Origin of the sequence: Amorphus sp. 3PC139-8, assembly GCF_040750475.1 — a bacterium.
Taxonomy (GTDB): Bacteria; Pseudomonadota; Alphaproteobacteria; order Rhizobiales; family Amorphaceae; genus Amorphus.
Window position 1 is genome coordinate 58124 of sequence record NZ_JABJVY010000006.1, and the last position, 25554, is coordinate 83677.

Here is a 25554-nt window from a genome sequence, read left to right on the forward strand (position 1 = left end):
GTTTTGACGCATGTCCGGACGGCCAACCGGTTTCCACTTGGCCTGGACATGCTCTAGACCGCCGGCTGGCGGGTGGCCGCGCCGGCAGACTGCGGCCCCTGCCCAAGGCAGCCGAGCCCGGCAAGCGTTGCGCGGACCGCGTCGGTCAGCGGCGTGCGCGGTTCCATGCCGAGCGTGGCAAGCAGCAGGTCGTTTCTGAGGCGCACCGGCGCCTGCCAGAGATGGCGCACCTCCGCCAACTCCCGGAACAGCGGCACCAAGGGCGCCGCCAGCCTGATCGGTGCCCAGGGCAACGACTTGACCGGCAACTCCGGTTCGCCGAGCACGCTGCGGATCGCCACGGCCATGCGGGTTCCGTCCGAATCCCACTGGCCGTCCATATGAAAGCGGGCGAAATCTGCCAGATCGGCACGCTCGACGAGCCGCACCATGGTCTCCGCCACGTCGGGCAGATAGGCCCACTGGTGGCCGACGCCAGGCGCCCCCGGCGTGACGATCGTGCGCGGGCGCCTGCCCGGCTTGACCAACGCCTGGGCGAACCAGTTGTTGCCGGCGCGCGGCCCGAAATAGTCGCCGGCGCGCACGATCAGAACGCGGGCGCCGCCGGCCTTGGCCACCACCTGCAGCCGGCGCTCCATTTCCACCCGGATCTTGCCCTTGCGGGTGTGGGGCGCCTGCGGGGTGTCCTCGGAAATTTCCGGAAACACCTCCGGACCGTAGTTGTAGATCGTGCCGGGCAGCAAGATCCGGGCCCCTTCGGCGCTTGCGGCCGCGATCGTGTTGTCGATCATCGGCAATACGAGGCGATGCCAGTTCTGATAGCCGGGTGGATTGACGGCATGGACGATCAGATCCGCTCCCTCTGCGGCGGCCGCGACGTCCGCCGCGTTCATCGCGTCGCCTTTGAGCCAAGTCACCGGAAGTTTGCGCTGAATTCGGTCAGGATCGCGATGCAGTGCCCGCACCCGCCAATCGCCGAGCGCCAGGCGGGCTGCAACCTCACCACCGACCCCGCCGCTTGCGCCCAAGACCAATGCCGTTCGACGTTCCATCGAAGCCTCCATTTTTCGATGACGCGAAACTGGCGCGTGACGCCGCTAAACGCTATTGTCGAACTTCGTTCGATTGATATACGAAAATAGATGAATAAAGATCCGAACTGGGATCTCTACCGCACTTTTGGCGCGGTATTGGAGGAAGGGTCGCTCTCCGGCGCCGCCCGCGCGCTTGGGCTCACCCAGCCGAGCGTCGCTCGTCATATCGACGCGCTCGAAGCAGCCATCGGTGCGGACCTGTTTATCCGAACCCAGCGCGGTCTCACCCCCACGGACTTGGCTCTTGAGCTGAAACCCTATGTGGATCTGCTCGGCTCGACCGCCGCAGCGCTGAGGCGGACCGCCGACGGGAGTCCCGGCGAGGTGTCGGGCACCGTGCGCATCAGCACCAGCGAGGTCGTCGGCATCGAGCATATGGCGGCGATTCTCACGAAGATGCGCCGCCGCTATCCTGAGCTCGCGCTGGAGATGACGCTCTCCAACGACGTCGACGATCTCGCCCAGCGCGAGGCCGATATCGCGATCCGGATGGTTCGCCCGACACAACAGGCGTTGATCGCACGGCGGGTGGGCGTGATTCCTCTCGGCCTGCATGCCCACCGCTCCTATCTGGACAGGCGCGGCATGCCGGAAAGCCTAGCCGATCTGAAGGCGTACGACCTCATCGGTTTCGACGTGGAAACACCCGCCATTCGCCGGATCGCGGCGGAGTTCCCGCAGCTTTCCCGCTCGGTGTTCGCGTTCAGGTCCGATAGCGACGTGGCCCAGCTTGCCGCCATCCGTGCCGGTTTCGGTATCGGCGTGTGCCAGCGGCCGGTCGCCGCGCGCGATCCCAACCTCGTCGCGGTCCTGCCGGATGCTTTCCGCGTCGATCTCGACGTCTGGGTGGTGATGCACGAGGACCTGCGCACCAGTATGCGATGCCGCGCCGTGTTCGACGCGCTGGTCGAAGGGCTCCGCCCCCTCGTCACAAAATCCTGACGCGGAGTGAGCGGGAAACTTACGCCGCGACCGGCTCCGCGCCTCCGGCCTCAGTCGCAAGCCAGGCCTCGCCGCACGCCCGGGCCAGGGTGCGCACGCGCAAGATATAACTCTGGCGCTCCGTCACCGAGATCACGCCGCGGGCGTCCAAAAGATTGAAGATGTGGCTCGCCTTGATGCACTGGTCGTAGGCGGGCTGCGCCATCAGATGGCGACGGGTGTTGCCCTCGCCTGTCCAGCCGGCCGCCACCAACGCCTGGCATTCCGCCTCGGCATCACGGAAATGGCGCAGCAGCATCTCCGTATCGGCGTGCTCGAAATTATGCCGGGAGTATTCCTTCTCCGCTTGCAGGAACACGTCTCCGTAGCTCATGCGCTCGGGGCCTTCGAGACCGTTGAAGTTGATGTCCTTGAAGTTGTCGACACCCTGGACGTACATGGCGAGCCGCTCCAGCCCGTAGGTGAGCTCGCCGGCGACCGGCGCACACTCAAAGCCGGCCACCTGCTGGAAATAGGTGAACTGCGACACCTCCATGCCGTCGCACCAGCACTCCCACCCAAGTCCCCAGGCGCCCAGCGTCGGGCTCTCCCAGTCGTCTTCCACGAAGCGCACGTCATGGAGCGCCATGTCGATCCCGATCGCCTTCAAGCTGCCGAGATAAAGATCCTGCAGGTTGGACGGGCTCGGCTTCAGGATCACCTGGAACTGATAGTAGTGCTGGTAGCGGTTGGGGTTCTCGCCGTAGCGCCCATCGGTCGGGCGACGAGAGGGCTGTACGTAGGCCGCTTTCCAGGACCGCGGACCGAGTGCGCGCAGCGTGGTCGCCGGATGAAACGTTCCCGCACCGACTTCCATGTCGTACGGCTGGAGGATCACACAGCCTTGCGCCGCCCAGAAGCGCTGCAGGGTCAGGATCAGCCCCTGGAACGAGGTCTTCGGCGACAAGGGATCGGTTTCGGCGGTGGCGGTCATCTGAGCTCTCTGTCGCGGCGGTCGGCCGCGTGATCGAACGGGGGCAGCACATCGGCTCTCGCGCCAATGTCGTTGCCGCGTCCGGTATTCCAGCCGCCTCGCCCGCGGTCAAGCGCATGTGACGGCGATCACCGCCCGCGCGATTTCCCGTGGTCCACGTCACACCCCGACCGATTGCCGGCGTGCGCCCTCTCCTCTGCGCAAGATGGCGAACGATGTTGAGGTCATCGAGACATCGCCATGACGAGGAGCAGAGGCCATGACCACCTATCCATCGCTGACCGCCGTCGTTGCTCTGCCGTTTATCGGAGTCATCGGCAAAGGACGCCGCGCGGCGATCTGGGCCCAGCGCCTCCTCCCCGTGGACGCATCGGCAACCGCCGTTTCGTCCGCGACCGTCTCGATCGCATCGACCCGGTCGGCCGGTGTGTCGCGACCAGCCTCACCAGAGGTCCAACAGAGGAGAACAGAGTGATGTTGACCCCAACCCTTCGACGCGGTGTCGCCTTTGGCGCCGTGGCCGTCTTCCTGGCGATCGGTACCGCCAGTGCCCAAGCCCAGTCCAACGGCAACGGCCGAGGCGGCGGACCGGAAAGCGTCGGTGCCGGATCGGGCGGCGGTGGCGGCGACCGCATCATCGTCTGCACCGGATGCGCCGATCCCAACAGCTACCTGAAGGACGGCAAGCTCCATCGCGGACCGGTCGCCGCCTATCCGCCTCCGCGACGTCCCAACCGCCCCGGCCGGATCCCGCGGACGGTCAGCGCAGAAGGCTGCTATCAGGTGCGCGACGTCCTGCCCGACGGACGCACCGTCATCTACCGAGATTGCGGGACGCCGGTCCGCGCGACCTGGTAGTTCATCCGGTCGCCGGGCGATCTCATGCCGAACGCGAATAAGGGCGGCGCAACACATGTGCCGCCCTTGACCCTGCCCAAACCACGGATGTTATTGGCCCGCGCTCTCCGGGCGATAGACGCCAGTCGCGGGATCGCGTTCCAACCGTTTTCCGCGCTCGTCTCCGACATCGCGCGTCGGACGCATGCGCTTGTCGATCCGCGCCATCTCCCGCTTGACCCACTTCGACCCGACATAGGCCGCACCGGCAGCAAGCGCCAGGAACACGAGTTGCGGCATTCCTTCAGTCTCCCTCGAACACATCACCGGCCCCGGGCCGACATCCGAATCTAGAGCGCCGGGCGAAAAAGTGGAATGCCCCTGCGACACAGGCTACAGGCCGTAGCGGCTCCAGAGGGCACGTTCTTCCAGCGCGGACACGAGCCCGCGGGCGAGCCCATCGCCATCCGGCAACGCAACGCCCCCCGGCGCGCGGCGGAACGGCAGGCCACGCGGCTGGGACATCAACTTCAGCCGGACCTCTTCGCCGAAGCGCTTGCGGACGATCGTGCGGATATCCCCGATCCCGTCGGCAAGTCCAAGCCCGACCGCGGTCCGGCCCGACCAGAACAGGCCGGAGAACAGATCGTCGGTCTCGCTCAGAAGGTCGCCCCGGCGCGCCTTCACCATATCCCTGAACTCCGCGTGGATGTCCTCCTGCAGGAGCTTCAGATGCGCGACATCCTCGGGGCGCTCGGGCTGGAACGGATCCAGGATCGCCTTGCGGTCGCCGGAGGTGTGAAGCCGCCGTTCGATGCCGAGCTTCTCCATCAGCCCGACGAAGCCGAAGCCTTGCGAAACGACACCGATCGACCCGACGATGGAACTTTCGTCGACATAGATCTCGTCACCCGCCACCGCGATCATGTAGCCGCCGGAGGCGCAGACATCCTCCACGAAGACGAGAACCGGCGTTTCCTTCTCTTCCGACAGCGCCCGGATGCGCTTGTAAATCAGATGGGACTGCACCGGCGAACCGCCCGGCGAGTTGACGATCACAGCCACCGCCGGCGCCCGCTTGACCGAAAAGGCCCGCTCCAGCACGGATGCCAGACCGCCCATGGTCACGCCAGGGCGCAACGGCGTGGAAAGGCCGATCGCGCCGTTGACCCGCACCACGGGGACGACTGGCGCCGGGTCGGCCCATTTTTTCGGAAGAATTGGTCGGATCCAGTCGCGTACCGACATCGGTCCTCATCGGGTTTGGGTGCGCCCCGGAGACATCGAGGCTCTCGACAGAATGACAGCTCCCTACAAATGCGCAGGAGCGCGCGTCATGACAACGCGCGCTCCCGAAAATTTCAGCGTCGAAGATCCGACCGGATCGAAATCCGTCAGTGATAGCCCTCGCCCGGCGCCAACTTGCCGCGGAACGTCCAGTACACGAAAGCAGTGTACATCAGGATGATCGGCAGCATGACCAGCGCCCCGAACAGGGTGAAAAGTTGGCTCGCCGGAACCGCCGCCGTATCCCACACCGTCAGCGTCGGCGGCACCATGTAGGGGAAGGTGGAGATCCCGAGCCCCAGGAAGCACAGAAGGAACAGGACCACGGAGGCGGCGAAAGCGCCGAGCCCCTTGGCCGCGTCGATCGCCCGCATGGCGTAGAGCGCCACCAGCGCGGTCACGACCGGCACGATCCACAACACGTAGATGTTGGGCACGGAGAACCAGCGCTCGGCGATGTGCGGATGGATCAGCGGGGTCCAGACCGAGACCGCCACGATGAAGGCCAGCAGCGCCACCAGGACCGGGAAAGCCCACTTGCGCGCCTTTTCCGCGATGCCGCCTTCGACGCGCACCATCAGCCAGGTGGAGCCCAGAAGCGCATAGCCGACGATCAGACCGAAGCCGCACAGGATGCCGAACGGCGACAGGAAATCGAACGGCCCACCGGCGAATTTTCCGTCGACCACGTCGATCCCGCCAATCACTCCACCCAGCACCAACCCCTGGCAGAAGGCGGCCACCAGCGAACCGCCGGCAAAGGCGATGTCCCATAATCTGTGGTGCGGTTTGGAGACGAAGCGAAACTCGAAGGCCACGCCTCTGAAGATCAGCCCGAGGAGCATGAAGATCACGGGGATGTACATCGCCGGCATGATCACCGCGTAGGCCTCCGGGAACGCCACCCAGAGCCCGCCACCGCCCAGGATGAGCCAGGTCTCGTTGCCATCCCAGAACGGCGCGACGGAGTTCATCATGTGGTCGCGCTCGCTCTCCGACTTGGCGAACGGGAACAGGATTCCGATGCCGAGATCGAACCCGTCCAGGAGCACGTAGAGCGTGATGGCCGTGCCGATCAGGCCACCCCAGATCACTGGCAGATAGCTTTCCATCGTCTCACTCTCCTGGCTGGATCGCGTCGCGGCCGGCGTCTTGCGCATATGACATGGGCCGGCGGCTCGAGCTCTCGGAGGCGCCCTCGCCCATCGGTTCCGGGCCGCGCCTCAAAAGCCGGTTGATGTAGTAGATGCCGAACGAGAACACGATCCCGTAGACGATGACAAACATGGCCAGCGTGACCGCCACCGAGCCGCCGGGAATCGGCGAGTGCGCGTCGGCCGTTCTGAGGATTCCGTGCACCACCCAGGGCTGGCGCCCGATCTCCGTGGTGTACCAGCCCGCCAGCACCGCCAGGAAGCCGATCGGCCACATATAGGAGACGGTCTTGAGATAGAGCCCGGTCGAGAACAGTCGCCTGCGCCACCACAACACGGCGCCGATGACGACGGTTGCCAGCATGATCAGCCCAAGCCCGACCATGATGCGGAAGGAGAAGAACACCGGCGCAACGGGCGGCCGATCGTTCGCCGCAACGTCCTTCAGGCCTGGGAACGAGCCGTCCCAGGTGCGGGTGATCAGCACGCTCGCCAGGTGCGGGATCGTGATCGCGAAGTCATTCGATTCCGTCTCCTGATTCGGCCAGGCAAACAGGACGAACGGCACCGGCGATTCCGAACCGTCCCAGTGCGCCTCCATCGCCGCGACCTTGGTCGGCTGATATTTGGCGACCTTGAGGCCGCTCTGGTCGCCGAACTCCATCTGCAGCGGGACGAGCACGATCAGCAGCCCGAGCGCCATTTTGATCATGGTCTCGGCGTGGTCGATGTGGCGACCCTGCAGCCAGTAGCGCGCGCCGACGGCGAACACCACGAACGCGGTCGTGATGTAGGCCGCGCACAGCATGTGGGCGAAGCGGGTCGGGAAAGTCGGAGAGAAAATGATCTCCAGCCAATCCGCCGGCAGCGCGATGCCGTTCTCCATCGTATGGCCGGTCGGATATTGCATCCAGGAGTTGGCCGACAGGATCCAGAACGCCGACATGGCGGTGCCCAACGCCACCAGAACCGAAGCCGTGAAGTGCAGCCACGGCGGCACCCGGTTCCAGCCGAACAGCATGATGCCGAGGAAGGTCGCCTCCAGGAAGAAGGCGGTCAGCACCTCATAGCCGATCAGCGGCGCCACGACGTTGCCGACGACACGGGAATATTCGCTCCAGTTCGTGCCGAACTGGTAGCTCATCACCACGCCGGAAACGACGCCCATGCCGAAAGAGACCGCGAAGATCTTTGTCCAGAACCGGGCGAGGCGATGATAGCGCTCGTTCTTCGACCACAACCATATCCCCTCAAGCGTCGCGATCCAGGCGGCAAGGCCGATCGTGAAGGACGGGAAAATGATGTGAAACGTGACCGTGAACGCGAACTGAAGTCGCGACAGCAAGATCGGATCGATATCCATCGTCGATCGTGTCCTCCTGGATCGTGCCGCCGCGCATCGTCCTTGCGCGCGCCGGGATGCATGTCTGTCAATTCATCGCGGACGAAGCGCGCCTCCGGACATCTGTCGAGCCGAAGATCCCGCAGTCTGTTCGTGTCTGCTCAGTCGCGGCTATCGAGCCAATCGAAGCACATTCTAAAGTGGGTTTATAGCGCAGATACGACAGGCATATAGCGCGGTTAGCCATCGCCCGTCCCGCCCTTGCCCAGCCGTTCGTGGATCGACAGGAAATCGCGCCAGGCCAACCGCTTTTGCGCCGGCTGACGCAGAAGATAGGCGGGATGCAGCGTGGCCATGCAGGGAATCTCGCGCTTGCCGGTGAAATAGCTCGACCATTTGCCGCGTGCCCGCAGTATGCCCTCCGTCGTGCCGGTGATCGCCTTGGCAGCCGCGCCGCCCAGGAACACGAGCACGTCCGGGTCGGCGAGCTCGATCTGGCGGGCGATGAACGGCTTGCAGATTTCCGTCTCCGTCGGGCTCGGCGTGCGGTTTCCAGGCGGACGCCAAGGGACGACATTTGCGATATAGGCCGTGGAGCGATCGAGCCCGATGGCGGCAAGCATCCGATCGAGCAACTGGCCGGAGCGGCCGACGAACGGCTTGCCTTGCGCGTCCTCCTCGCGACCCGGCGCCTCGCCGACCAACATCAGCCGGCCGGCGGGGTTGCCGTCGGAAAAGACGAGTTGGCGGGCTGTCTGCTTTAGCGGGCAGCCTTCGAACGCCCGGAGAATGCCGGCCAGATCTTCAAGGGTCTCCGCGCGGGCCGCTTCCGCGCGAGCGTGCATGACCTCGTCGCCGCTGCTTTGGGCGGGTGTCGTCGGCGGTGCCGGAGCTGCCGGAACGGCGTCGCGCCGGCGCATCTCGCGCGCCGGTTCGGCGGCACGCGGCGGCGCGATCGGCGGCTCCACTACGGCGAACCGGTCGATCGGATCCTGCAGGACGACGGCGTCTACGCCAATCGCCTCGTACCAGGACATGACGGCCCGAAGGGCCATCCGATCTTCGCCATTCCCGCCCAGCACGCGCGTCTTCCGCTCCCCCATCGAGACGAGCCCACGTCGGATTTCGGCACGCGCTGGCTCGAAATGCTAAGACGCAATCCGACTAAAGCCCTTGGCTGAACCGGAGCCAGCCCACCGAAACCGATCCTTCGTCAGTGCCCGTTAGTTTTCACGCCCTTACGGGGTGATGCAAGCATTCTGGAACTGCTATGGATACGTTACCGTTTTTCGCGCATGCGAAAACCTATCGGTCGAACAGAGGATAAGAATGAGCGAGAACGACGCAGCCGTCGAGCGGGAGAGCATGGAGTACGACGTGGTCATCGTGGGCGCAGGCCCCGCAGGCCTGTCGGCAGCGATCCGTCTGAAGCAGCTTGCCGCAGAAGCCGGCTCCGATCTCTCCGTCGTCGTGCTCGAAAAAGGCTCCGAAGTCGGCGCGCATATCCTCTCCGGCGCCGTGATCGATCCGATCGGCCTCGACCGACTGTTGCCGGAATGGCGCGAAGAAGACACCCCGATCAAGACGCCCGTCACCGACGACCGCTTCTATTTTCTCGGCCCGAGCGGCGGGGTGCGGCTGCCCAACGCGCTGATGCCCGGGTTGATGTCGAACCACGGCAACTACGTGGTGTCGCTCGCCAATGTCTGCCGCTGGCTCGCCGAAAAGGCCGAGGGGCTCGGCGTCGAGATCTATCCCGGCTTCGCCGCCGCCGAGATCCTCTATGACGAGGCCGGCGCCGTCGTCGGCGTGGCGACCGGCGACATGGGCATCGGTCGCGAGGGCGAGCACAAGGCGAGCTACACGCCCGGCATGGAGCTGCGCGGCAAATACACGCTGATCGCCGAGGGCGCCCGCGGCTCGCTCGCCAAGCTGGCGATCGAGAAGTTTGGGCTCGACGAGGGCCGCGATCCGCCGAAATTCGGGCTCGGCCTGAAGGAGATCTGGCAGGTCAAACCGGAGAAGCACGTTCCCGGCCTGGTCCAGCACTCGTTCGGCTGGCCGCTCGACAACAAGACCGGTGGCGGCTCGTTCCTCTACCATTTCGAGGACAACCAGGTCGCGGTCGGCTTCGTCGTTCACTTGAACTACGCCAACCCCTACCTGTCGCCGTTCGAGGAGTTCCAGCGCTTCAAGACCCACCCGATGATCGCGGAGACGTTCGAGGGCGGGAAGCGGCTTGCCTACGGTGCCCGCGCCATCACCGAAGGCGGCTACCAGTCGGTGCCGAAGCTCACTTTCCCCGGCGGCGCGCTGATCGGCTGCTCCGCCGGCTTCGTCAACGTGCCGCGGATCAAGGGGTCCCACAACGCGATCCTGTCGGGCATGCTGGCCGCCAACCATGTCCACGAGGCGGTTGCGGCCGGGCGCGCCCACGATGAGTTCCCCGGTTTCGACGCCGCATGGCGGCGCTCCGAAATCGGTCGCGATCTATGGAAGGTGCGCAACGTCAAGCCGCTGTGGTCGCGCTTCGGTACGTCGATCGGGATTGGGCTCGGCGGGCTCGACATGTGGAGCCAATCGCTGTTCGGCTTTTCGCCGTTCGGTACCCTCTCCCACGGCAAGACCGACGCCGCCTCGACCAAGCCGGCCGCCGAATGCAAGCCGATCGCCTATCCGAAGCCGGACAATGTGGTGTCCTTCGATCGGCTGTCGTCAGTGTTCCTGTCCAACACCAATCACGAGGAGGACCAGCCGGTCCACCTCAAGGTGAAGGACATGGGACTGCAGAAGGCGTCGGAGTGGCAGGTCTACGCTGGCCCGTCCCAGCGTTATTGCCCGGCCGGCGTTTACGAATGGGTCGACCAGGACAGCACGCCGCGCTTCGTGATCAACGCGCAGAACTGCGTGCACTGCAAAACGTGCGACATCAAGGATCCGAACCGCAACATCCTCTGGACGGTGCCGGAAGGCGGCGGCGGTCCGAACTATCCCAACATGTAAACGGATGAGGGTGGGGAGCGGAAACGCGGGCCTTGGTTAACGGTCCGCCTCCCCCATTCTCGCGCCGGCGCCGGATCAGGCCTGCTCTTCCGGGATATAGACCACGAGGCCGTCGAGCTCGTCCGTCACGCGGAGCTGGCAGGACAGCCGGGAGTTGGCGCGCAGGTCGTAGGCGAAGTCCAGCATGTCCTCCTCCATCGGAGAAGGTTCGCCGGTCTTTTCGGTCCAAGCTTCATCAACATAGACGTGACAGGTCGCGCACGCGCAGGCCCCGCCGCATTCGGCCTCGATGCCGGGAACCATATTGCGGACGGCGTTCTCCATAACCGAGGTGCCCGGTTCCGCCGTAACCTCGAAACGCTCTCCGTCCGTCGTGATGTATGTGATCTTCGCCATCTGATCCGCAGTCTTGACCCACTCTGAATTCGTTGGGCTCGACATATCTGGTTGCCGCGCCACGTCAAGCCACCAAGAAGAGCAGACTGTTTGCCCGAACTTGGCCGCAATCTCGTCGCCGAACCGTCCCAATTACCCAGAAACGTTAACCATAAAGCCTTGTCTGGGCAGGCCGTTTCCTTGTTCCGATCGGCCGGATATGCGATTACCATTTCGTTAACAAACTCCTACCGGGAGCAGGACCGCGCCGCTTATGCGGCAAATTGGTCTGGAGCCGACCAACCTTCGCGGTTTGGCGGCGCCACCACCGAGGGTCGGCTTCGGGAGAGGGTTTGCGCGTAAAGGTCTATCGTTCCCCTTGGCCGATGTCGGCGGAGGGGCGATCCCGGCAAGTATAGCGTACGGACGCGAGGCAACGCATCACCATGGCCACGCAAACTTCTAAGGCGAATGATCCCGCCGAGGCGGCCCTCTCCGCCGTCGAAGAGGCCCTGCTCGATCTGGGCAAGCCCTCGGACGAGGACGCTCCGCAGGCGGAGAAGGCGGACATTTCAGCCACGCTTGAGGCTGAGATGGCGGCAGCCCTCGCAGCTATGGACGAATACGAGTCCAAGCAGACCGAGCCGGAAACGGATACGGAAGCAGCCGTCGAGCCCGAAAAGCCCGAGGTCGCCAACGACTGGGAAGGCGGCGAAGACGAGCCGCAGCCGCGCAAGCCTCAGCGGCGCGGGCTGTCCCAGCCGAGCTCTGCGGCCAACGACGACCGGCTGGAAGCGCGACGCGCGCTCGCTGCGGCGCAGCGGCCGTCCGCCTGGCCGATGTGGGGCGCCGGGATCCTGAGCCTCGCCTGGCTTGCCGGCGGAGTGGCCCTGACGGCCGGCCAGTTCACCGATCTCGCGGCCGGCGGCGTCACGTTCGAGGAGTTGTCCGCTTCCGGTGAGCTCCTGCCGGCGCTGGCGCTGATCCTGCTGCCGGTGCTGGGTTTCCTTGCCTTCGGCTACATGATCCGCCGCGGTCAGGAATTCCGCCTTGCCGCAAACTCCATGACCGACATCGCGCTGCGCCTGGCCGAGCCGGAGGCCTACGCCGCGGAGGGCATGGTCAATGTCGGCCAGACCATTCGCCGCGAGGTCGCGGCCATGGGCGACGGCATCGAGCGGGCCCTTGCCCGCGCCAGCGAGCTGGAAGTGCTGGTCAAGCGGGAGGTCTCCTCCCTCGAGCGCTCCTATGGCGAGCACGAGGTGACCATCCGCGGGCTCATCAACGAGCTCTCCAACGAGCGCCAGGAAGTCGCCAACACCGCGTCTCAGCTCAAGTCCGAGGTCGACGGATCGCAGTCCCAGCTCACCGAGACGCTGAAGTCGGTGGTCGCCAACTTCCGCAGCGAGGTTGACGGCGCTCGGGACAATCTCACCCGTTCGCTCGCCACCACGGGAGACTCCGTGTCGCGAGCCATCGCCACGCGGACGGAGGCGCTCAACACCGCCATCACCTCCGCCCACGAGCGTTTGTCCACGGATCTGGACGCCGCCACCGACCGCTTCACCGGCACGATCGACGAGCGCCTGTCGCACATCGACGGTGCGGTGACCACGGCCGGCGAGCAGCTTTCGGAAACGGTGGCTCAGCGCTACGATACCCTGACCGACACCCTGGCGAGCACCCAGGAGCAGGTAACCGGCGCGATCGACGCCGCCACCGGCCGCCTGACGTCGACGGTCGAGGAGCGCATTTCCATCCTCGACGGGGTCGTCGCGAGCGCCAGCGAGCAGCTTTCCGAGACGGTCGCCCAGCGTTACGACACGCTGACCAGCACCTTGTCCACCACCCAGGAACAGGTGACCGGCGCGATCGACGACGCGACCGTGCGCTTCGGCTCGACCGTGGAAGAGCGCCTGTCGATCCTCGACGGCGTCATTGCGAACGCCAACGAGCGGCTGTCGGAGACCGTGGCCGAGCGCTACGACGAGCTCACGTCCACGCTGTCGAACACCCACATCCAGGTCACGGGCGCGATCGACGATGCCTCGATCCGCTTCAGCTCCGCGGTCGAGGATCGTTTGTCGGCGCTGGACGAAATCGTGACCGTTGCCAACGACCGCCTGACGGAGACCGTGGCGGAACGCTACGACACGCTGAACGCGACCTTCTCCGACGCCCACGAGCGCATCACCGGCGCGATCGACGGTGCGTCCACCCAGTTCTCCTCCACGCTCGACGAGCGCCTCGGCGCCTTCAATACGTTGTTCGCCACGTCGAGCGAACGTCTGGAGACCACGTTCGACCAGCGCTCCAGCGCCCTGCACGAGGCGATCACCACCGCCGAACATCGTGTCACCACGGCGATCGAAGGCGCCCACGGAACGCTCTCCAGCATGTTCGAAGAGCGCATGGAGGCGTTCGATCAGTCGATGATGCAGGCCGGCGAGCGCATCGGCGGCAGCTTCGACGAGCGCTTCAACAGCCTGCACGAAATGCTGTTCACCACCGAGGACCGGGTCACCGGCGCCATCGAGGAAGCCGGCAGCCGCCTGACCAGCACGGTCGACGAGCGTCTGATCCGCTTCGACGAAGCGATCGAGGGCGCGGCCGAACGGGTCACCTCCGGCGTGAACGAGCGTTCCGACGCGCTCATCCTCTCGCTCGACACCGTGCAGGAGCGCATCACCGCCTCGCTCGACGGGATCGGCGGCCAGCTTGCCGGCACCATCGACGACCGGCTTTCCGCCGTCGACACCACTGTGTCGGTTGCCGGCGAGCGGCTCAGCCAGACTATCGAAGAGCGTCTGTCGGCGATCGACACCGCCATTCTCGGCACAGCCGGTCGCTTCACGGTGGAGCTCGACGAGCGCCTCTCCGGTCTGGAGGCCAATCTCGGCAACGTCACCGAGCGCGTGGTGGAGAACTTCGCCGAACGCGCCCGCACCATCGACACGACGCTCACCGACACCGCGACGCGTCTGGTGTCGTCCATCGACGGCAAGGTCAACGATCTGCACTACACCCTCACCGAGACCGGCGAGCGCCTGCTGGGCACGATCGGGACGGCCAACGACGCCCTCGGCGAGACGGTGGACGGCCGGATGGCCGAGCTGGAGACCCGGCTCTACGGCCTCACGGACCGCGTCGGCGAGATCTTCTCCCAGCGCTCCTCCGCCCTGGAAAGCGAGATCTCGACCCAGGTGGCGAATGCCGAGGAGACGCTTGCGCGTCGCCAGGAGTTGATCGTCTCCTCCTTCGAACAGCGCAGCCGCGAGCTGCAGGAGGTTCTGGATACGGCGGCGGCGTCCTTCGACACGCAGTTGAGCAGCCACACGGACACCGCGCTGAACCAGCTTTCCAGCTTCAGCGAGACCGTTACTGGACGCTTCACCGGCGAGGTCGCCGAGGTCGTGGCCGCGCTCAACGAGACCTCCAGCACCATGATCTCGGAGTTCGCTCAGCAGTCCGAGACGCTCGCCGGTCGCCTCGACCACAGCGCCTCGCGTCTGGAAGACAGCATCTCCGTCTCCGGCTACGCGCTTGCCGACCGGATCTCGGAGACCGCCGGGCGGATCGAAGAGACCATCACCGGCCAGGGTCGTGTTCTGGAAGAGACACTGTCGTCGTCTTCCCAGGCGATCGCCGACACCTTCGCCAACTCCACCGAAACCCTGTCCCAGACCCTGCAGGGTCACACCGGTGCGTTCGAGGAGCGGGTCGAGGGTGCCGTCCAGGCGATCTCCACCACGCTCGGCGAGCAGGCGCACGCGATCACCAGCGCCCTCAGCGGCCAGGCCGATGCGCTCGCCTCCACCCTGGACAGCCAGACCGACACGCTGGAGACGCGGATAGAGGCTGCGGTGCAGTCCGCCTCCGCCACTCTCGGCCATCACACCAACGGTCTTGCCGAGACCTTCGGCCAACACACGACCTCTCTCGCCGAAATGATGGAGAGCCAGACCGGTGCCTTGGAATCGCGCATCGAGGGAGTCGTCGAAGCCGCAACGGCCACGCTCGGCCATCGCACGACCGAACTTGGCGAAACGCTGGCCACCGCCGGCGCGGAAATCACCCGCACCATCAGCCAGCGCGCCGCCAAGGCCGCGGAGGACATCACCCAGTCCGCCGGGACGATCGCCGATCAGATCGGTAGCCAGGGCGAGGAGATCCGCGTCAATGTCGAGCGCAGCATCAGCCACATCGCGGATGTGCTGGGCACCGGCAGCGGCGACATCCGGGCTGCGATCGAAACCAACATGACCCAGCTCGGAGAGATGCTCGGCTCCTATCAGGGCGCCTTCTCCAGCACCGTCGACCAGAACGCCCAGCGACTGGAAGAGCTGCTCGGCGGACACCACGAGAGCTTCGCTCAGACCGTCGAGCAGAGCGCCGGGCGCCTCGACGACTTGCTCGGGTCGCACCAGGGCACGCTGTCGTCCTCCATCGAGGACAGCATCGGGCGCCTCGATCACATGCTCGGCGGCCACGGCGAAACGCTTGCAGCGTCGTTCAACGACAATGCCGGCCGGTTCCACGAGATCCTGGGCGCTTATCAGGGCTCGCTGTCGGACTCCATCGAGGATGGGATCCTGCGGATCGACCGCACGCTGTCCAGCCACGGTCAGACGCTGGCGGCCTCGTTCACCGACAACGCCAACCGGTTCGACGAGATCCTGGGGGATTATCAGGGCTCGCTTTCGTCCTCGATTGAGCACGGGATTACCCGCCTCGACCGGACGCTGTCCGGCCACGGGGAAACCCTTGCGACCTCGCTCAGCACCAATGCCGGCCGCTTCGACGAGCTGTTGGGTGCCTACCAGGGCTCCCTCTCTTCCTCCATCGAGGATGGGATTACCCGTCTCGATCATGTGCTCGGGAGCTACGGCACTTCGCTCACGAACGCGTTGCAGGAAAATACGGGTCGCATCGACGAGATCCTGGGCTCCTATCAGGGCAGCATCACCTCCTCGCTTGAAGAAACCATCGGCCGCCTCGATCACGTGCTGGGAAGCCACGGGTCGTCGCTCGCGACGTCGCTACAGGAGAATGCGGGCCGGCTCGACGAGCTTCTGGGCTCCTATCAGGGCAGCCTGACCTCCTCCGTGGAGGACACCATCGGGCGGATCGACCACGTGCTCGGCAGCCACAGCGAGACCCTTTCCGCCTCGCTGGAGCAGAATGCCGGTCGCATCGACGAGATCATGGGTGGCCATCACGGTGCGCTCAGCTCGGCGATGGAAGACGGCATGGGTCGCCTCGACGCCATGCTGGGCTCGCACCAGAGCGAAATCCGCAGCTCCGTCGACGACAATCTGAGCCGGATCTCCGCGCTGCTTTCGGAGCGGAGCGACCAGATCCGTGTCGCCACCCGCGAAGGCACCACGCGGATCGACGAGATCCTCACCGCCCATCAGGACGGTCTGGAGCGCAATCTGATCGACAGCATCGGTCGGTTGGACGAGACCTTGTCGACCCGAAGTGGCGATCTCCACCATCGCATCGACGGTTCCATCGGACGTCTCGACAGCCTTCTGTCGAGCAGCGGCGAGCGGCTCCAGACCAACATCGATGCGCAGGCCGAGCGGCTCGACGGTCTCTTGTCCAACCGGAGCGACGCGCTCCAGTCCGGCCTGTCCGATCTGGCGGGCAGGTTCGAGGAGGTGCTCAACGTCAACGCGCCGAATATGCAGGACCGGTTCGAGCAGCAGATCGCCGACTTCCGCGACGTCGTGGAAGGCCGTGCCGGTGCGCTTGTGGAGAGCGTCACTGCCCGCACCCAGGAGATGGACACCGTTCTCGGCAAGCGCTTCGGCGCCGTCGAGCAGGCGCTGGATGGTCGCATCGAACGCCTGAGCGACACGCTGATCCAGCGTAGCCGCGACGTGGTTCAGGGCCTGAACGAGAGCCAGACCCGCATCACCTCCGGCCTGCAGAGCCATCTGGAAGAAATCGATCGGCTCACCAAGGATGGAACCGACGGCATCGCCACCACCTTGAAGGCGGAAAGCGATCGCGCCCAAGACCTGCTGCGGGGTGCGGTGCGCGACAGCATCGACAATGCCGTCACGCCGCTCTCCGAAATCGCCGAGCGCATCTCCTCCGATGGCCGCGGCCTGCATGAGGCACTTAGCGAGGCGGCCAACCGCTTCAGCGGCGAGTCGGAGCAGCTCAAGCAGACGCTCAACGCCGAGCTTGGCGCGATGGTGGCGAACCTGGAGACCAGCAACAGCGGTCTCAGGGAAACCCTCTCGGCAATCGGCGGTGCGATGTCTGAAATCGAGACTGCGCTTACCGATCAGATGCGCAAGTTCGAGGAAAGCGTCGACCAGGCTGGACGGTCCAGCTCGGAGATGGGCCGGATGCTGGCCAAGCAGACGGAAGAGCTGCGCAACCTGACGAGCGGCGCGATGGACGACCTCCAGACGCTCTATCGTCAGGTCGATGGCCACACCAACGGGCTGATCGACGCCACCCGCCGCTTCGAGACCGCTCACCAATCGGTGGAAGACACCCTCGCCTCCCATCGCGCTACGATGGAGGAGATCACGGGTGCGCTGTCGGAGAAGACCCAGACGGTGGACGGCCTCATGAAGGCCTTCCTCGGTCGGGTGGAGAACTCGATCTCGTCGGCGGAGGCGCGTGCTCAGGAGACCTCGCAGCTCATTGAGCGCACGGTGGCCCAGGCCTCCGATACGCTCGCCGAGCAGCTCGCCGCGATCGCCTCGTCCGCGAGCGATCAGGGCAACCGGGCTCGCGATGCGATCCGCGAGGTCCAGTCGTCGCTGTCTGAGGAGATGACCCAGTCGCTCCGCGAGATGGCGAACCGCTTCACCAGTGCGACGGAGGATATGCGCTCCGCCGCTGAAGAGATGAAGCGCGACCTGGAAGCGACCCGGTCGGAGCTGAAGCGCGGCGTGCTGGAGATGCCGGAAGAGGCGATGGAAAACTCCGCCGCCATGCGCCGGGCCATCGCCGAGCAGATCGACGCGCTCAAGGAGCTCGCCAACATCGTCTCCGTGCACACCGAGCAGCCGCAGGCCGCAGCAGCTCCGGCTCCCCGCCGGGAGCCACGTCCGGCGGCCCGTTCGGCGCCTGCGCCGGTGGAGACGGTTCGCCTGGCCGAGCCGGAGCACGCGGACGCCGCGGTGATGGAACGAGCACCTGCCCGCTCGGTCCCGGCGCCGGCGTTCGATGAACCCGAGCCGGCGAGCGCGGAGTTCGCTCCGCAGCCGGGCGAACCGGCGAGCGGTGGTGGCGGCGACCGTCGCGACCAGCGTGCGCCCACCTTGCGGCTGCCCGACCCCGACGAGGGCACCGGACAGGCCACGGGCTGGGTCGCGGACCTGCTGCGGCGAGCCTCGGTGGACGAGGATGACGACCGCGGGCCACGTGGCGGCCAGCCGGCCGCGGAATCGGTAACGCCTGCCTCCGAGCGGCTCGACGTGCTTTCCAACGACATGTCGCGGGCCATCGACGAGGACAGCTACCGGGAAGCCTGGCAGCGCTACAACCGCGGCGAGCGCAAGGTCTTCAGCCGTCGCCTCTACACCATGGAGGGACAGCAGACCTTCGACGAGATCCGGCGCAAATATCAACGCGACCGGGAATTCCGCGAGGCCGTCGACCGCTATGTGGACGACTTCGAGCAGTTGATCACGGAAGTGGCTCAGACCGACCGGTCCGGGTCCACGAGCCGGGCCTACCTGACCTCCGAGACGGGCAAGCTCTACACCATGCTCGCCCACGCCAGCGGCCGGCTCGCCTGAAACGACGTAGACTGACCTGACACGACTGGGCCCGGAGGCATCCCCTCCGGGCTCTTTTTCTTTTCAAGGTTTCCAGGCCAAGTGGAAACCGGTTGGCCAGTCCGATCACCCGCTTGAAGACATTGGAGAAGGCGCTTTCGGACCCATAGCCGAGCGCCGGGGGACAAGAGCGAGGGCGTGGTGTTGCCAACCGCGCAGGGATGCGGGGCCCCACGCTCCCCCACAGAAAAAGCCCGCCATGGTGACCATGGCGGGCTTCGTTCATTCGATCCGACTTTTCGTCCACCGGGCGTCCCGACGGATCGGACGTGGCTCAGCCGGTGATCTCGGACCCGGAGAAGAAGAAAGCGATCTCTTCCTTGGCGGTCTCCAGGGCGTCGGAGCCGTGGACGGAGTTCTCGCCGATCGATTCCGCGAAGTCGGCGCGGATCGTGCCCGGCTCGGCCTTCGCTGGATCGGTTGCGCCCATCACTTCCCGGTTCTTGGCGATCGCGTTCTCGCCCTCGAGCACCTGGACGACGACCGGGCCGGAGGACATGAACTCGGTGAGCTCCTGAAAGAAGGGGCGTTCGCGGTGGACCGCATAGAAGGCTTCGGCGGTCGCCTTCGACATCAAGATCCGCTTCTGCGCGACCACGCGCAGGCCCGCCGTTTCCAGCTTGTCGATGATCTTGCCGGTGATATTGCGCCGGGTGGCGTCCGGCTTGATCATGGAAAAGGTACGTTCGAGCGCCATGGCGGTCAGATCCTTCCGGGATATCGTCGCTGTCGTTGATTGAAGATGGAACGACCGCAGCCTCTGCGATCGCGTGGCGCTGCTATAGACTTAGCCACGAAATGCCTGCAAGAGCGACATCGGGCAAGACGGCAAAAAGTCTGCTCTTTTCCGCTTTGCTAAGCGGCTTTGGCCGGTTGCGCGCGCCCGAGGCCGTCGAACAAGTCCAGGCAGCGCTCGAACCAACCGGTCACCGGGTCGTCGTCGGCCAGGATCTGGAACGGGCTCGTCGCGCGCGCCCATTGCAGCGAACCGAACAGGATATAGTCGGCAAACAGCGCCTCGGACCCGGAGAGATAAGGCTGCTGGGCAAGCGTGTGACGGACGGGTTCAAGCGCGGCGCGCACATCGCTCAGCCGTTCTTCCCGGCCGGCCTGGATGTCTTCCAAAGGCATGCCGAAGCGCTTTTCGCGGCTTTGGCGGAAATAGTCGGTATCTACGGGAAGAAGGGCTTCGTGCACGTCGACCACGATCAGACGCAACAGTCCGGGATTGATCTCCGTCTTGACCCAATTCTCCACGAACCGGGCCATCCCCTTGCCACCGTCGCCCCCGAACAGGGTCGGCCGGTCCGGATAGGCCGCTTCCAGATAAAGCGCGATCTCGAAGGAATCGCGGACGATCTGCCCGCCATCCTCGATCACCGGCACTGTCTTGTGGCCACCGCCCGCGATCGTACCGATCTCGGTGAAGGGCGTCGGCCGGGCCTCGAAGGGCAGCCCCTTACGGGCTAGCGCCAGCTTCACACGCCAGCAATAGGGCGAAAAGCGAACATCGTCCGCGCCGCAAAGGTCATAAAGCAGGATCGTCATATCTCCCTCCAAATCGGAACGCCTTCCCGGCCGAGCCATATCTTCCTGGCGAGCCATGCGTTACCGGACATTGAGCCGATATCGGTGGGGACTTAGAAGAGATCTCGTCCCGCAACCGTCGAGGCCCGCAAATGCGTGATCACTTCAAAATGATGGCCAGCTACAACGCGTGGAGCAACGCCCGTCTTTACGCAACCGTGGCGGAATTGTCTGACGCCGACTATCGCGCCGACCTCGGGGCGTTCTTCAAGTCGGTTCATGGGACGCTCAATCACATCCTCGTGGCCGACCAGATCTGGATGAACCGCTTTTCCGGCAGCGGTCCGCTTCCGACCGCGCTCGACCAGGTCCTGCATGAGGATTTCGCGCCGCTCCAGACAGCCCGAAGCCAGGAGGATCAGCGGATCGTTGCCTTCGCCGATGCCCTGACCGACGACGCCATAGCGGGACATTTTCACTATTACCCGCTGACGGAGCCCGATCGGCACATCTCGCAGCCGCTCGGCCCCGCCCTTTCTCATTTCTTCAACCACCAGACCCATCACCGCGGCCAGGTGCATACGCTTCTGACGCGCCTGACCGGCGAAGCGCCGTCGCTGGACCTGATCTATTTCCAGCGCGAAACGGGAACGGGACTGAGCTGATCGAGCGCTTGCTGCGGACCGGATTTCACGGCACAACCCTCGGCCCATGCTCACGATCAGCGACCTCACCTACCGAATTGCCGGACGCACCCTGTTCGACCGGGCGAGCGCCACCATTCCCGCGCGCGCCAAGGTCGGCTTCGTGGGCCGCAACGGCACGGGCAAAACAACCTTATTCAAGCTGATCCAAGGCGACCTTTCGCCCGAAAGCGGCGACATCCGGCTGCCGAACGCCATGCGGATCGGCGCGGTCGCCCAGGAAGCCCCTGCCAGCGACGCGAGCCTCATCGAATGGGTGCTTGCCGCCGACACCGAACGCGCCCGGCTGATGGCGGAGGCCGAAACGGCAACCGACCCGCACCGGATCGCGGAGATCCACGTCCGGCTTTCCGACATCGACGCCCATTCGGCGGAAGCCCGCGCGGCGACCATTCTCGCCGGTCTCGGCTTTCCCAGCGCGAGCCAGGCGCGCCCCTGCCACGAATTTTCCGGCGGCTGGCGCATGCGCGTCGCGTTGGCCGGCGTGCTCTTTTCCGCGCCGGACCTTTTGCTCCTCGACGAGCCGACCAACTATCTCGATCTGGAAGGCACGCTCTGGCTGGAGACCTATCTCGCGCGCTATCCGCACACTGTCATTTTGATTTCCCACGATCGCGATCTCCTCAACGGCGCGGTCGACCAGATCCTGCATCTCGACCAGGGCAAACTCACCACCTATTCCGGCGGCTACGATTCGTTCGCGCGCCAGCGGGCCGAACAGGCTCTGCAGCAGGAACGCCGGATCGCCCGCCAGGAAGCCGAACGCAAGCACCTGCAGGCGTTCGTGGACCGCTTTCGCGCCAAGGCGTCGAAGGCCCGCCAGGCCCAATCGCGGGTGAAGCGGCTGGAAAAGATGGAAGCAATCGCACCGGTCGTGGACGACAGCGTGCTGCCGATCCGCCTGACAGATCCGCCAGGCCGCCTGTCGCCGCCGATCGTCACGCTGGATGACGTCTCCGTCGGCTACACGCCCGACAAACCGATCCTCAGAAACCTGACGCTGCGTATCGACGACGACGATCGGATCGCTCTTCTGGGCTCCAACGGCAACGGCAAGTCGACCTTCGCCAAACTGATCGCGCGCCGCCTGGACGCATTGTCGGGCCGCATCGTCACGGCCGACAAGATGAAGGTCGCCTATTTCGCCCAGCACCAGCTCGACGAACTCGTGGGCTCCGAAACGCCGGTCGCCCATGTCCGCCGCCGCATGCCCGACGCGCCGGAGCCCAAGGTCCGCGCCAAGGTGGCCCAGTTCGGGCTTGCCGGATCTCGGATGGAAACGCCAGCGGCGGAGCTGTCCGGTGGCGAGCGCGCGCGCCTGCTGCTCGGGCTGGCCACGCTTGAGGGGCCGCACCTCATCATCCTGGACGAACCGACCAACCATCTCGATATCGACAGCCGGCAGGCGTTGATGGAGGCGATCAACGACTACGCCGGTGCCGTGATCCTAATCTCGCACGATCCCTATCTGGTGGAAGCCTGCGCCGACCGGCTGTGGCTGGTGGCGGACGGCACCGTTGCCCCGTTCGACGGCGATCTCGACGACTATCGCGCCATGGTGCTCGGACGCGACGTCGGCAGCAAGAACCAGGGTTCCGACACGGCCGCTCGTGGTTCGGCCCAGAATCGGCGCCGCGCCGCCGCCCAGGCGCGCGCCGAACTAGCACCGCTGAAGAAGAAGATCGGCGCCGCCGAGCGCGCGATCGAGGCCGCCCAGGCCCGACTCGCAACTCTGGACGCAGCCCTCGCCGACCCGAACCTCTTCACCAAGGATCCGTCGAAAGGCACATCTCTTGCCAAAGACCGCGCGCAGACCGCGGCCGAGATCGACCGGCTGGAGGAAAACTGGCTCGCGCTTTCGGCCGAATATGAAGAAGCCCTCGCAACCGACTAGAATTGCTCAGCTTTTCACGGAATTTCCGGACGGCTTCAGCCCTTTGCTTTGACGCATTTGCGGGCGGCCAACCGATTTCTGACTGGCCTGGAAATCCTCTAATTCGGCTTGAGTTACGCCTTCTTCTCCCAAGCGCCGTTCTGGTTCTGTCGCCAGTAGGTGACCTCGTGGCCGCCGGACCTGGCTTCCTTCCAGCGCGCCCGCGCCGCCTCGACCGAGCCTTGGTCGTGACCGTCGAACAGGTAGACAACCCGCTCATAGGAGCTCAGGTCCGCAACGGTGGCGCCGTCCACCAGAAAGCGGACATTTGCCTTGTTGGGATTTTCGTCTTCGGTCGTAAGCCAGATCGGCTGCAATTCGGCGTGGCCGTCGCGGGTCGTGCCGTGAGGTAGGAACGAGTCTTCGCGATAAATCCAAAGGTGCGCGTCGAGCGCGTCCCGTCGCTCCGGATCGCTCGACTGTACGACGACCCGCCAGCCGCGCGACAGGGAGCGCTCGAGCAAGGTGGGAAGCACCTGCTCGAGCGGTTGGCGTTCCAGATGGTAGAACAGGACCTCGGCCATCGACCGCCGCGCACCCTCCAGATTTCCTGTCCGCGACTCCGACACGGCAAAGGGCGAACCCGCCAGCCCACACTCCGCTCACTCCCGCGAAAGCGGGAGTCCATGGGAATAAGCCGCATTCTTCCGAACGGCGACACCGTGACGATACCGCTTTGCCCGCTGGTGCCGCCCGACCTGCCGGACGGCCATGTCCGACCCTGCCTCTTCTGTCCTATGAACTCCCGCTTTCGCGGGAGTGAGCGGAGCAAACGGTCAGAATCGGCGCCTATTTCACCCCGTCCTATCCCTCGTAGTGGTCGGCGATCACCCGGTTGATCAGCTGCACGCCGAAGCCGGAGCCGAAGGTGCGGCTGATCTCGTTGGCCGGTGCGCCCATGCCGGTGCCGGCGATATCGAGATGAACCCAGGGCGTTTCGCCGACGAAGCGCTTCAGGAACTGGGCGGCCGTGATCGAACCGGCCGCACGGCCGCCGGTGTTCTTCATGTCGGCAACCTTTGAGTCGATCAGCTTGTCGTAGCTGGCGCCAAGCGGCAGGCGCCAGACCTGATCGCCGGTGGCAAGCCCGGCGGCGGAGAATTCACCGGCGAGGCCGTCGTCGTTGGTGAACAGGCCGGCATTGTGGTGGCCGAGCGCAATGATGACGGCCCCCGTCAGCGTCGCCAGATCGACCACAAAGCGCGGCTTGAACCGATCGATGGTGTAGTGCAGCGCATCCGCCAGGACGAGACGGCCTTCCGCGTCGGTGTTGATGATCTCGATGGTCTGGCCGTCCATGGCGGCGACGATGTCGCCCGGGCGCTGGGCGTTGCCGTCGGGCATGTTCTCCACCAGGCCGATCACGCCGACCACATTGGTCTTGGCCTTGCGGGAGGCGAGCGCATGCATGAGGCCGACCACGGTGGCCGCGCCGCCCATGTCGCCCTTCATGTCTTCCATGTTGGCGGCCGGCTTCAGCGAGATGCCGCCGGTGTCGAACACGACGCCCTTGCCGACCACGGCGAGCGGCTCTTCCTCGCCGCCGCCCTGCCAGCGCATCACCACCAACCGCGGCGGACGCACGGAGCCCTGGGCAACGCCGAGCAGCGCACGCATACCGAGCGCGCCCATCTCAGCCTCGTCGAGCACTTCCACCTCGACGCCGAGCTCCGACAGGGTCGCGGCCCGTTCGGCGAACTCCACCGGGCCGAGCACGTTGGCCGGCTCGTTGACGAGGTCGCGCGCCAGCACCACGCCCTCTCCGACGCTCTGAGCCGCCGGCCAGGCAGCGCCGGCAGCTTGCGCGTCGGCCACGGCGATGGCGACATCGACGCTCTCGTCGGAGGCGCCGTTGTCCTCGTCTTTCTTCTTCGTGCGATAGCGATTGAAGGCATAGGCTCGGAGCATCATGCCGAGGCCGAGGCGCGTCGCATCTGAGGTATCGATCGTTTCGCCTTCCACCGGCTCGGCCAGAACCGTGGCGGCCTGTGTCTTGCGCGCGGCGATGGCGGCGTAGATGGCACCGCCGATCAGTGTCCACTCCGCTTCGCTTGGCTTTTCTCCGCCAATGCCCGCGAGCACGACGCGATCATACGGCAGCCCGGCCGGTGCCAGCAGCTCCAGCGTCTTCAACCGCTTTCCGTTGAACGCGGCAAGCTTCATTGCCTGGGTCAGCAGGCCATCGGCGGCCGTGTCGATCTCTCGGCCGAGCGCCCCGAGGCCGCCATTTTCGCCGACGAAGACGACAACGACACCCTCGCTCGGGCGCTCGGATTCGACAAACCGGATGTTGGGTGAAGCGGTCATAATGGCGCGAACCTCGTTACTCGCACGATGGACAGTCAGGATCACGACGGGTTTCGGTCCAACCGGACCAAACAAAGGACCGTGATCGATTCCAACAATTTAGAACGGGATACGGGCGGAAAACCGGCATGCGGAATCCTATATCCCACCCCAACGGAGAACCGGCACGGGCGGATTGGCCGCCCGGCGGCGCGAACATGGACGGTCCCTCACCCCTCGACAAGTGCCCTCGAATGGCACTTCCGAAATCCGTTAACCTTGTCTTTTC

General features: G+C 65.4%; 19 protein-coding genes. 7 read left to right on the forward strand and 12 right to left on the reverse strand.

The annotated features are described in order from the left end of the window. Nucleotides 1–53: 53 nt before the first annotated feature. On the reverse strand, nucleotides 54–1052 hold the full coding sequence (locus HNS03_RS07765) for an NAD-dependent epimerase/dehydratase family protein (RefSeq protein ID WP_367194273.1): 999 nt from the start codon (nucleotides 1050–1052) through the stop codon (nucleotides 54–56). A gap of 90 nt (nucleotides 1053–1142) precedes the next feature. On the opposite strand from HNS03_RS07765, the gene HNS03_RS07770 reads away from it, so the two are divergent. Then, nucleotides 1143–2036 carry a LysR family transcriptional regulator gene (locus tag HNS03_RS07770; protein WP_367194275.1) on the forward strand — a complete coding sequence of 298 codons (894 nt, stop codon included), beginning with the start codon at nucleotides 1143–1145 and terminating at the stop codon, nucleotides 2034–2036. 19 nt (nucleotides 2037–2055) lie between these two features. On the opposite strand, the gene HNS03_RS07775 is transcribed toward HNS03_RS07770, so the two are convergent. Continuing rightward, on the reverse strand, nucleotides 2056–2982 hold the full coding sequence (locus HNS03_RS07775) for a glycine--tRNA ligase subunit alpha (RefSeq protein WP_367194482.1): 927 nt from the start codon (nucleotides 2980–2982) through the stop codon (nucleotides 2056–2058). 286 nt (nucleotides 2983–3268) lie between these two features. On the opposite strand from HNS03_RS07775, the gene HNS03_RS07780 reads away from it, so the two are divergent. After that, nucleotides 3269–3484, forward strand: coding sequence for a hypothetical protein (locus tag HNS03_RS07780; RefSeq protein WP_367194277.1), 216 nt, complete (start codon nucleotides 3269–3271; stop codon nucleotides 3482–3484). After that, nucleotides 3484–3867, forward strand: coding sequence for a hypothetical protein (locus HNS03_RS07785; protein WP_367194279.1), 384 nt, complete (start codon nucleotides 3484–3486; stop codon nucleotides 3865–3867). The genes HNS03_RS07780 and HNS03_RS07785 overlap by 1 nt, the downstream gene beginning before the upstream one ends. Before the next feature lie 90 nt (nucleotides 3868–3957). On the opposite strand, the gene HNS03_RS07790 is transcribed toward HNS03_RS07785, so the two are convergent. From HNS03_RS07790 to HNS03_RS07810, 5 genes are all read right to left on the reverse strand, one after another. Then, nucleotides 3958–4146, reverse strand: coding sequence for a hypothetical protein (locus HNS03_RS07790; RefSeq protein WP_367194280.1), 189 nt, complete (start codon nucleotides 4144–4146; stop codon nucleotides 3958–3960). 93 nt (nucleotides 4147–4239) lie between these two features. Next, nucleotides 4240–5094: a S49 family peptidase gene (locus HNS03_RS07795; protein ID WP_367194282.1), complete on the reverse strand. Its 855-nt coding sequence runs from the start codon at nucleotides 5092–5094 to the stop codon at nucleotides 4240–4242. A 146-nt stretch (nucleotides 5095–5240) separates the two neighbouring features. After that, complete coding sequence (cydB, locus tag HNS03_RS07800) at nucleotides 5241–6245, reverse strand: cytochrome d ubiquinol oxidase subunit II (RefSeq protein WP_367194284.1); 1005 nt, start codon at nucleotides 6243–6245, stop codon at nucleotides 5241–5243. Nucleotides 6246–6249: 4 nt separating this feature from the next. After that, a complete protein-coding gene (locus tag HNS03_RS07805) occupies nucleotides 6250–7650 on the reverse strand; it encodes a cytochrome ubiquinol oxidase subunit I (RefSeq protein WP_367194286.1) in 1401 nt (466 codons plus the stop codon). Between the two features lie 218 nt (nucleotides 7651–7868). Beyond that, nucleotides 7869–8684: a uracil-DNA glycosylase family protein gene (locus HNS03_RS07810; protein WP_367194288.1), complete on the reverse strand. Its 816-nt coding sequence runs from the start codon at nucleotides 8682–8684 to the stop codon at nucleotides 7869–7871. Nucleotides 8685–8958: 274 nt separating this feature from the next. Between HNS03_RS07810 and HNS03_RS07815 the strand changes: the two genes are divergently transcribed. Then, complete coding sequence (locus HNS03_RS07815) at nucleotides 8959–10632, forward strand: 4Fe-4S dicluster domain-containing protein (RefSeq protein WP_367194290.1); 1674 nt, start codon at nucleotides 8959–8961, stop codon at nucleotides 10630–10632. A gap of 75 nt (nucleotides 10633–10707) precedes the next feature. On the opposite strand, the gene HNS03_RS07820 is transcribed toward HNS03_RS07815, so the two are convergent. Continuing rightward, the gene (locus HNS03_RS07820; protein WP_367194292.1) at nucleotides 10708–11028 is read right to left on the reverse strand and encodes a 2Fe-2S iron-sulfur cluster-binding protein; all 321 of its coding nucleotides are present in this window, start codon (nucleotides 11026–11028) and stop codon (nucleotides 10708–10710) included. 425 nt (nucleotides 11029–11453) lie between these two features. Here HNS03_RS07820 and HNS03_RS07825 point away from each other — a divergent pair, with 425 nt between their 5' ends. After that, the gene (locus HNS03_RS07825; RefSeq protein WP_367194294.1) at nucleotides 11454–18776 is read left to right on the forward strand and encodes a hypothetical protein; all 7323 of its coding nucleotides are present in this window, start codon (nucleotides 11454–11456) and stop codon (nucleotides 18774–18776) included. Between the two features lie 313 nt (nucleotides 18777–19089). Here HNS03_RS07825 and ndk read toward each other — a convergent pair whose 3' ends face one another. Both ndk and HNS03_RS07835 read right to left on the reverse strand, forming a co-directional pair. Continuing rightward, nucleotides 19090–19512 carry a nucleoside-diphosphate kinase gene (ndk, locus tag HNS03_RS07830; protein ID WP_367194295.1) on the reverse strand — a complete coding sequence of 141 codons (423 nt, stop codon included), beginning with the start codon at nucleotides 19510–19512 and terminating at the stop codon, nucleotides 19090–19092. A 158-nt stretch (nucleotides 19513–19670) separates the two neighbouring features. Next, nucleotides 19671–20363: a glutathione S-transferase family protein gene (locus HNS03_RS07835; RefSeq protein WP_367194296.1), complete on the reverse strand. Its 693-nt coding sequence runs from the start codon at nucleotides 20361–20363 to the stop codon at nucleotides 19671–19673. 131 nt (nucleotides 20364–20494) lie between these two features. Between HNS03_RS07835 and HNS03_RS07840 the strand changes: the two genes are divergently transcribed. Together HNS03_RS07840 and HNS03_RS07845 are read left to right on the forward strand one after the other, a co-directional pair. Continuing rightward, a complete protein-coding gene (locus HNS03_RS07840; RefSeq protein WP_367194298.1) occupies nucleotides 20495–21007 on the forward strand; it encodes a DinB family protein in 513 nt (170 codons plus the stop codon). A 46-nt stretch (nucleotides 21008–21053) separates the two neighbouring features. Next, nucleotides 21054–22940: an ABC-F family ATP-binding cassette domain-containing protein gene (locus HNS03_RS07845; RefSeq protein ID WP_367194300.1), complete on the forward strand. Its 1887-nt coding sequence runs from the start codon at nucleotides 21054–21056 to the stop codon at nucleotides 22938–22940. A 113-nt stretch (nucleotides 22941–23053) separates the two neighbouring features. Here HNS03_RS07845 and HNS03_RS07850 read toward each other — a convergent pair whose 3' ends face one another. After that, on the reverse strand, nucleotides 23054–23503 hold the full coding sequence (locus HNS03_RS07850) for a DNA polymerase III subunit chi (protein WP_367194302.1): 450 nt from the start codon (nucleotides 23501–23503) through the stop codon (nucleotides 23054–23056). A 280-nt stretch (nucleotides 23504–23783) separates the two neighbouring features. After that, nucleotides 23784–25286 (reverse strand): leucyl aminopeptidase, encoded by a 1503-nt coding sequence (locus HNS03_RS07855; RefSeq protein ID WP_367194303.1) that lies wholly within the window; start codon nucleotides 25284–25286, stop codon nucleotides 23784–23786. Nucleotides 25287–25554 lie beyond the last annotated feature (268 nt).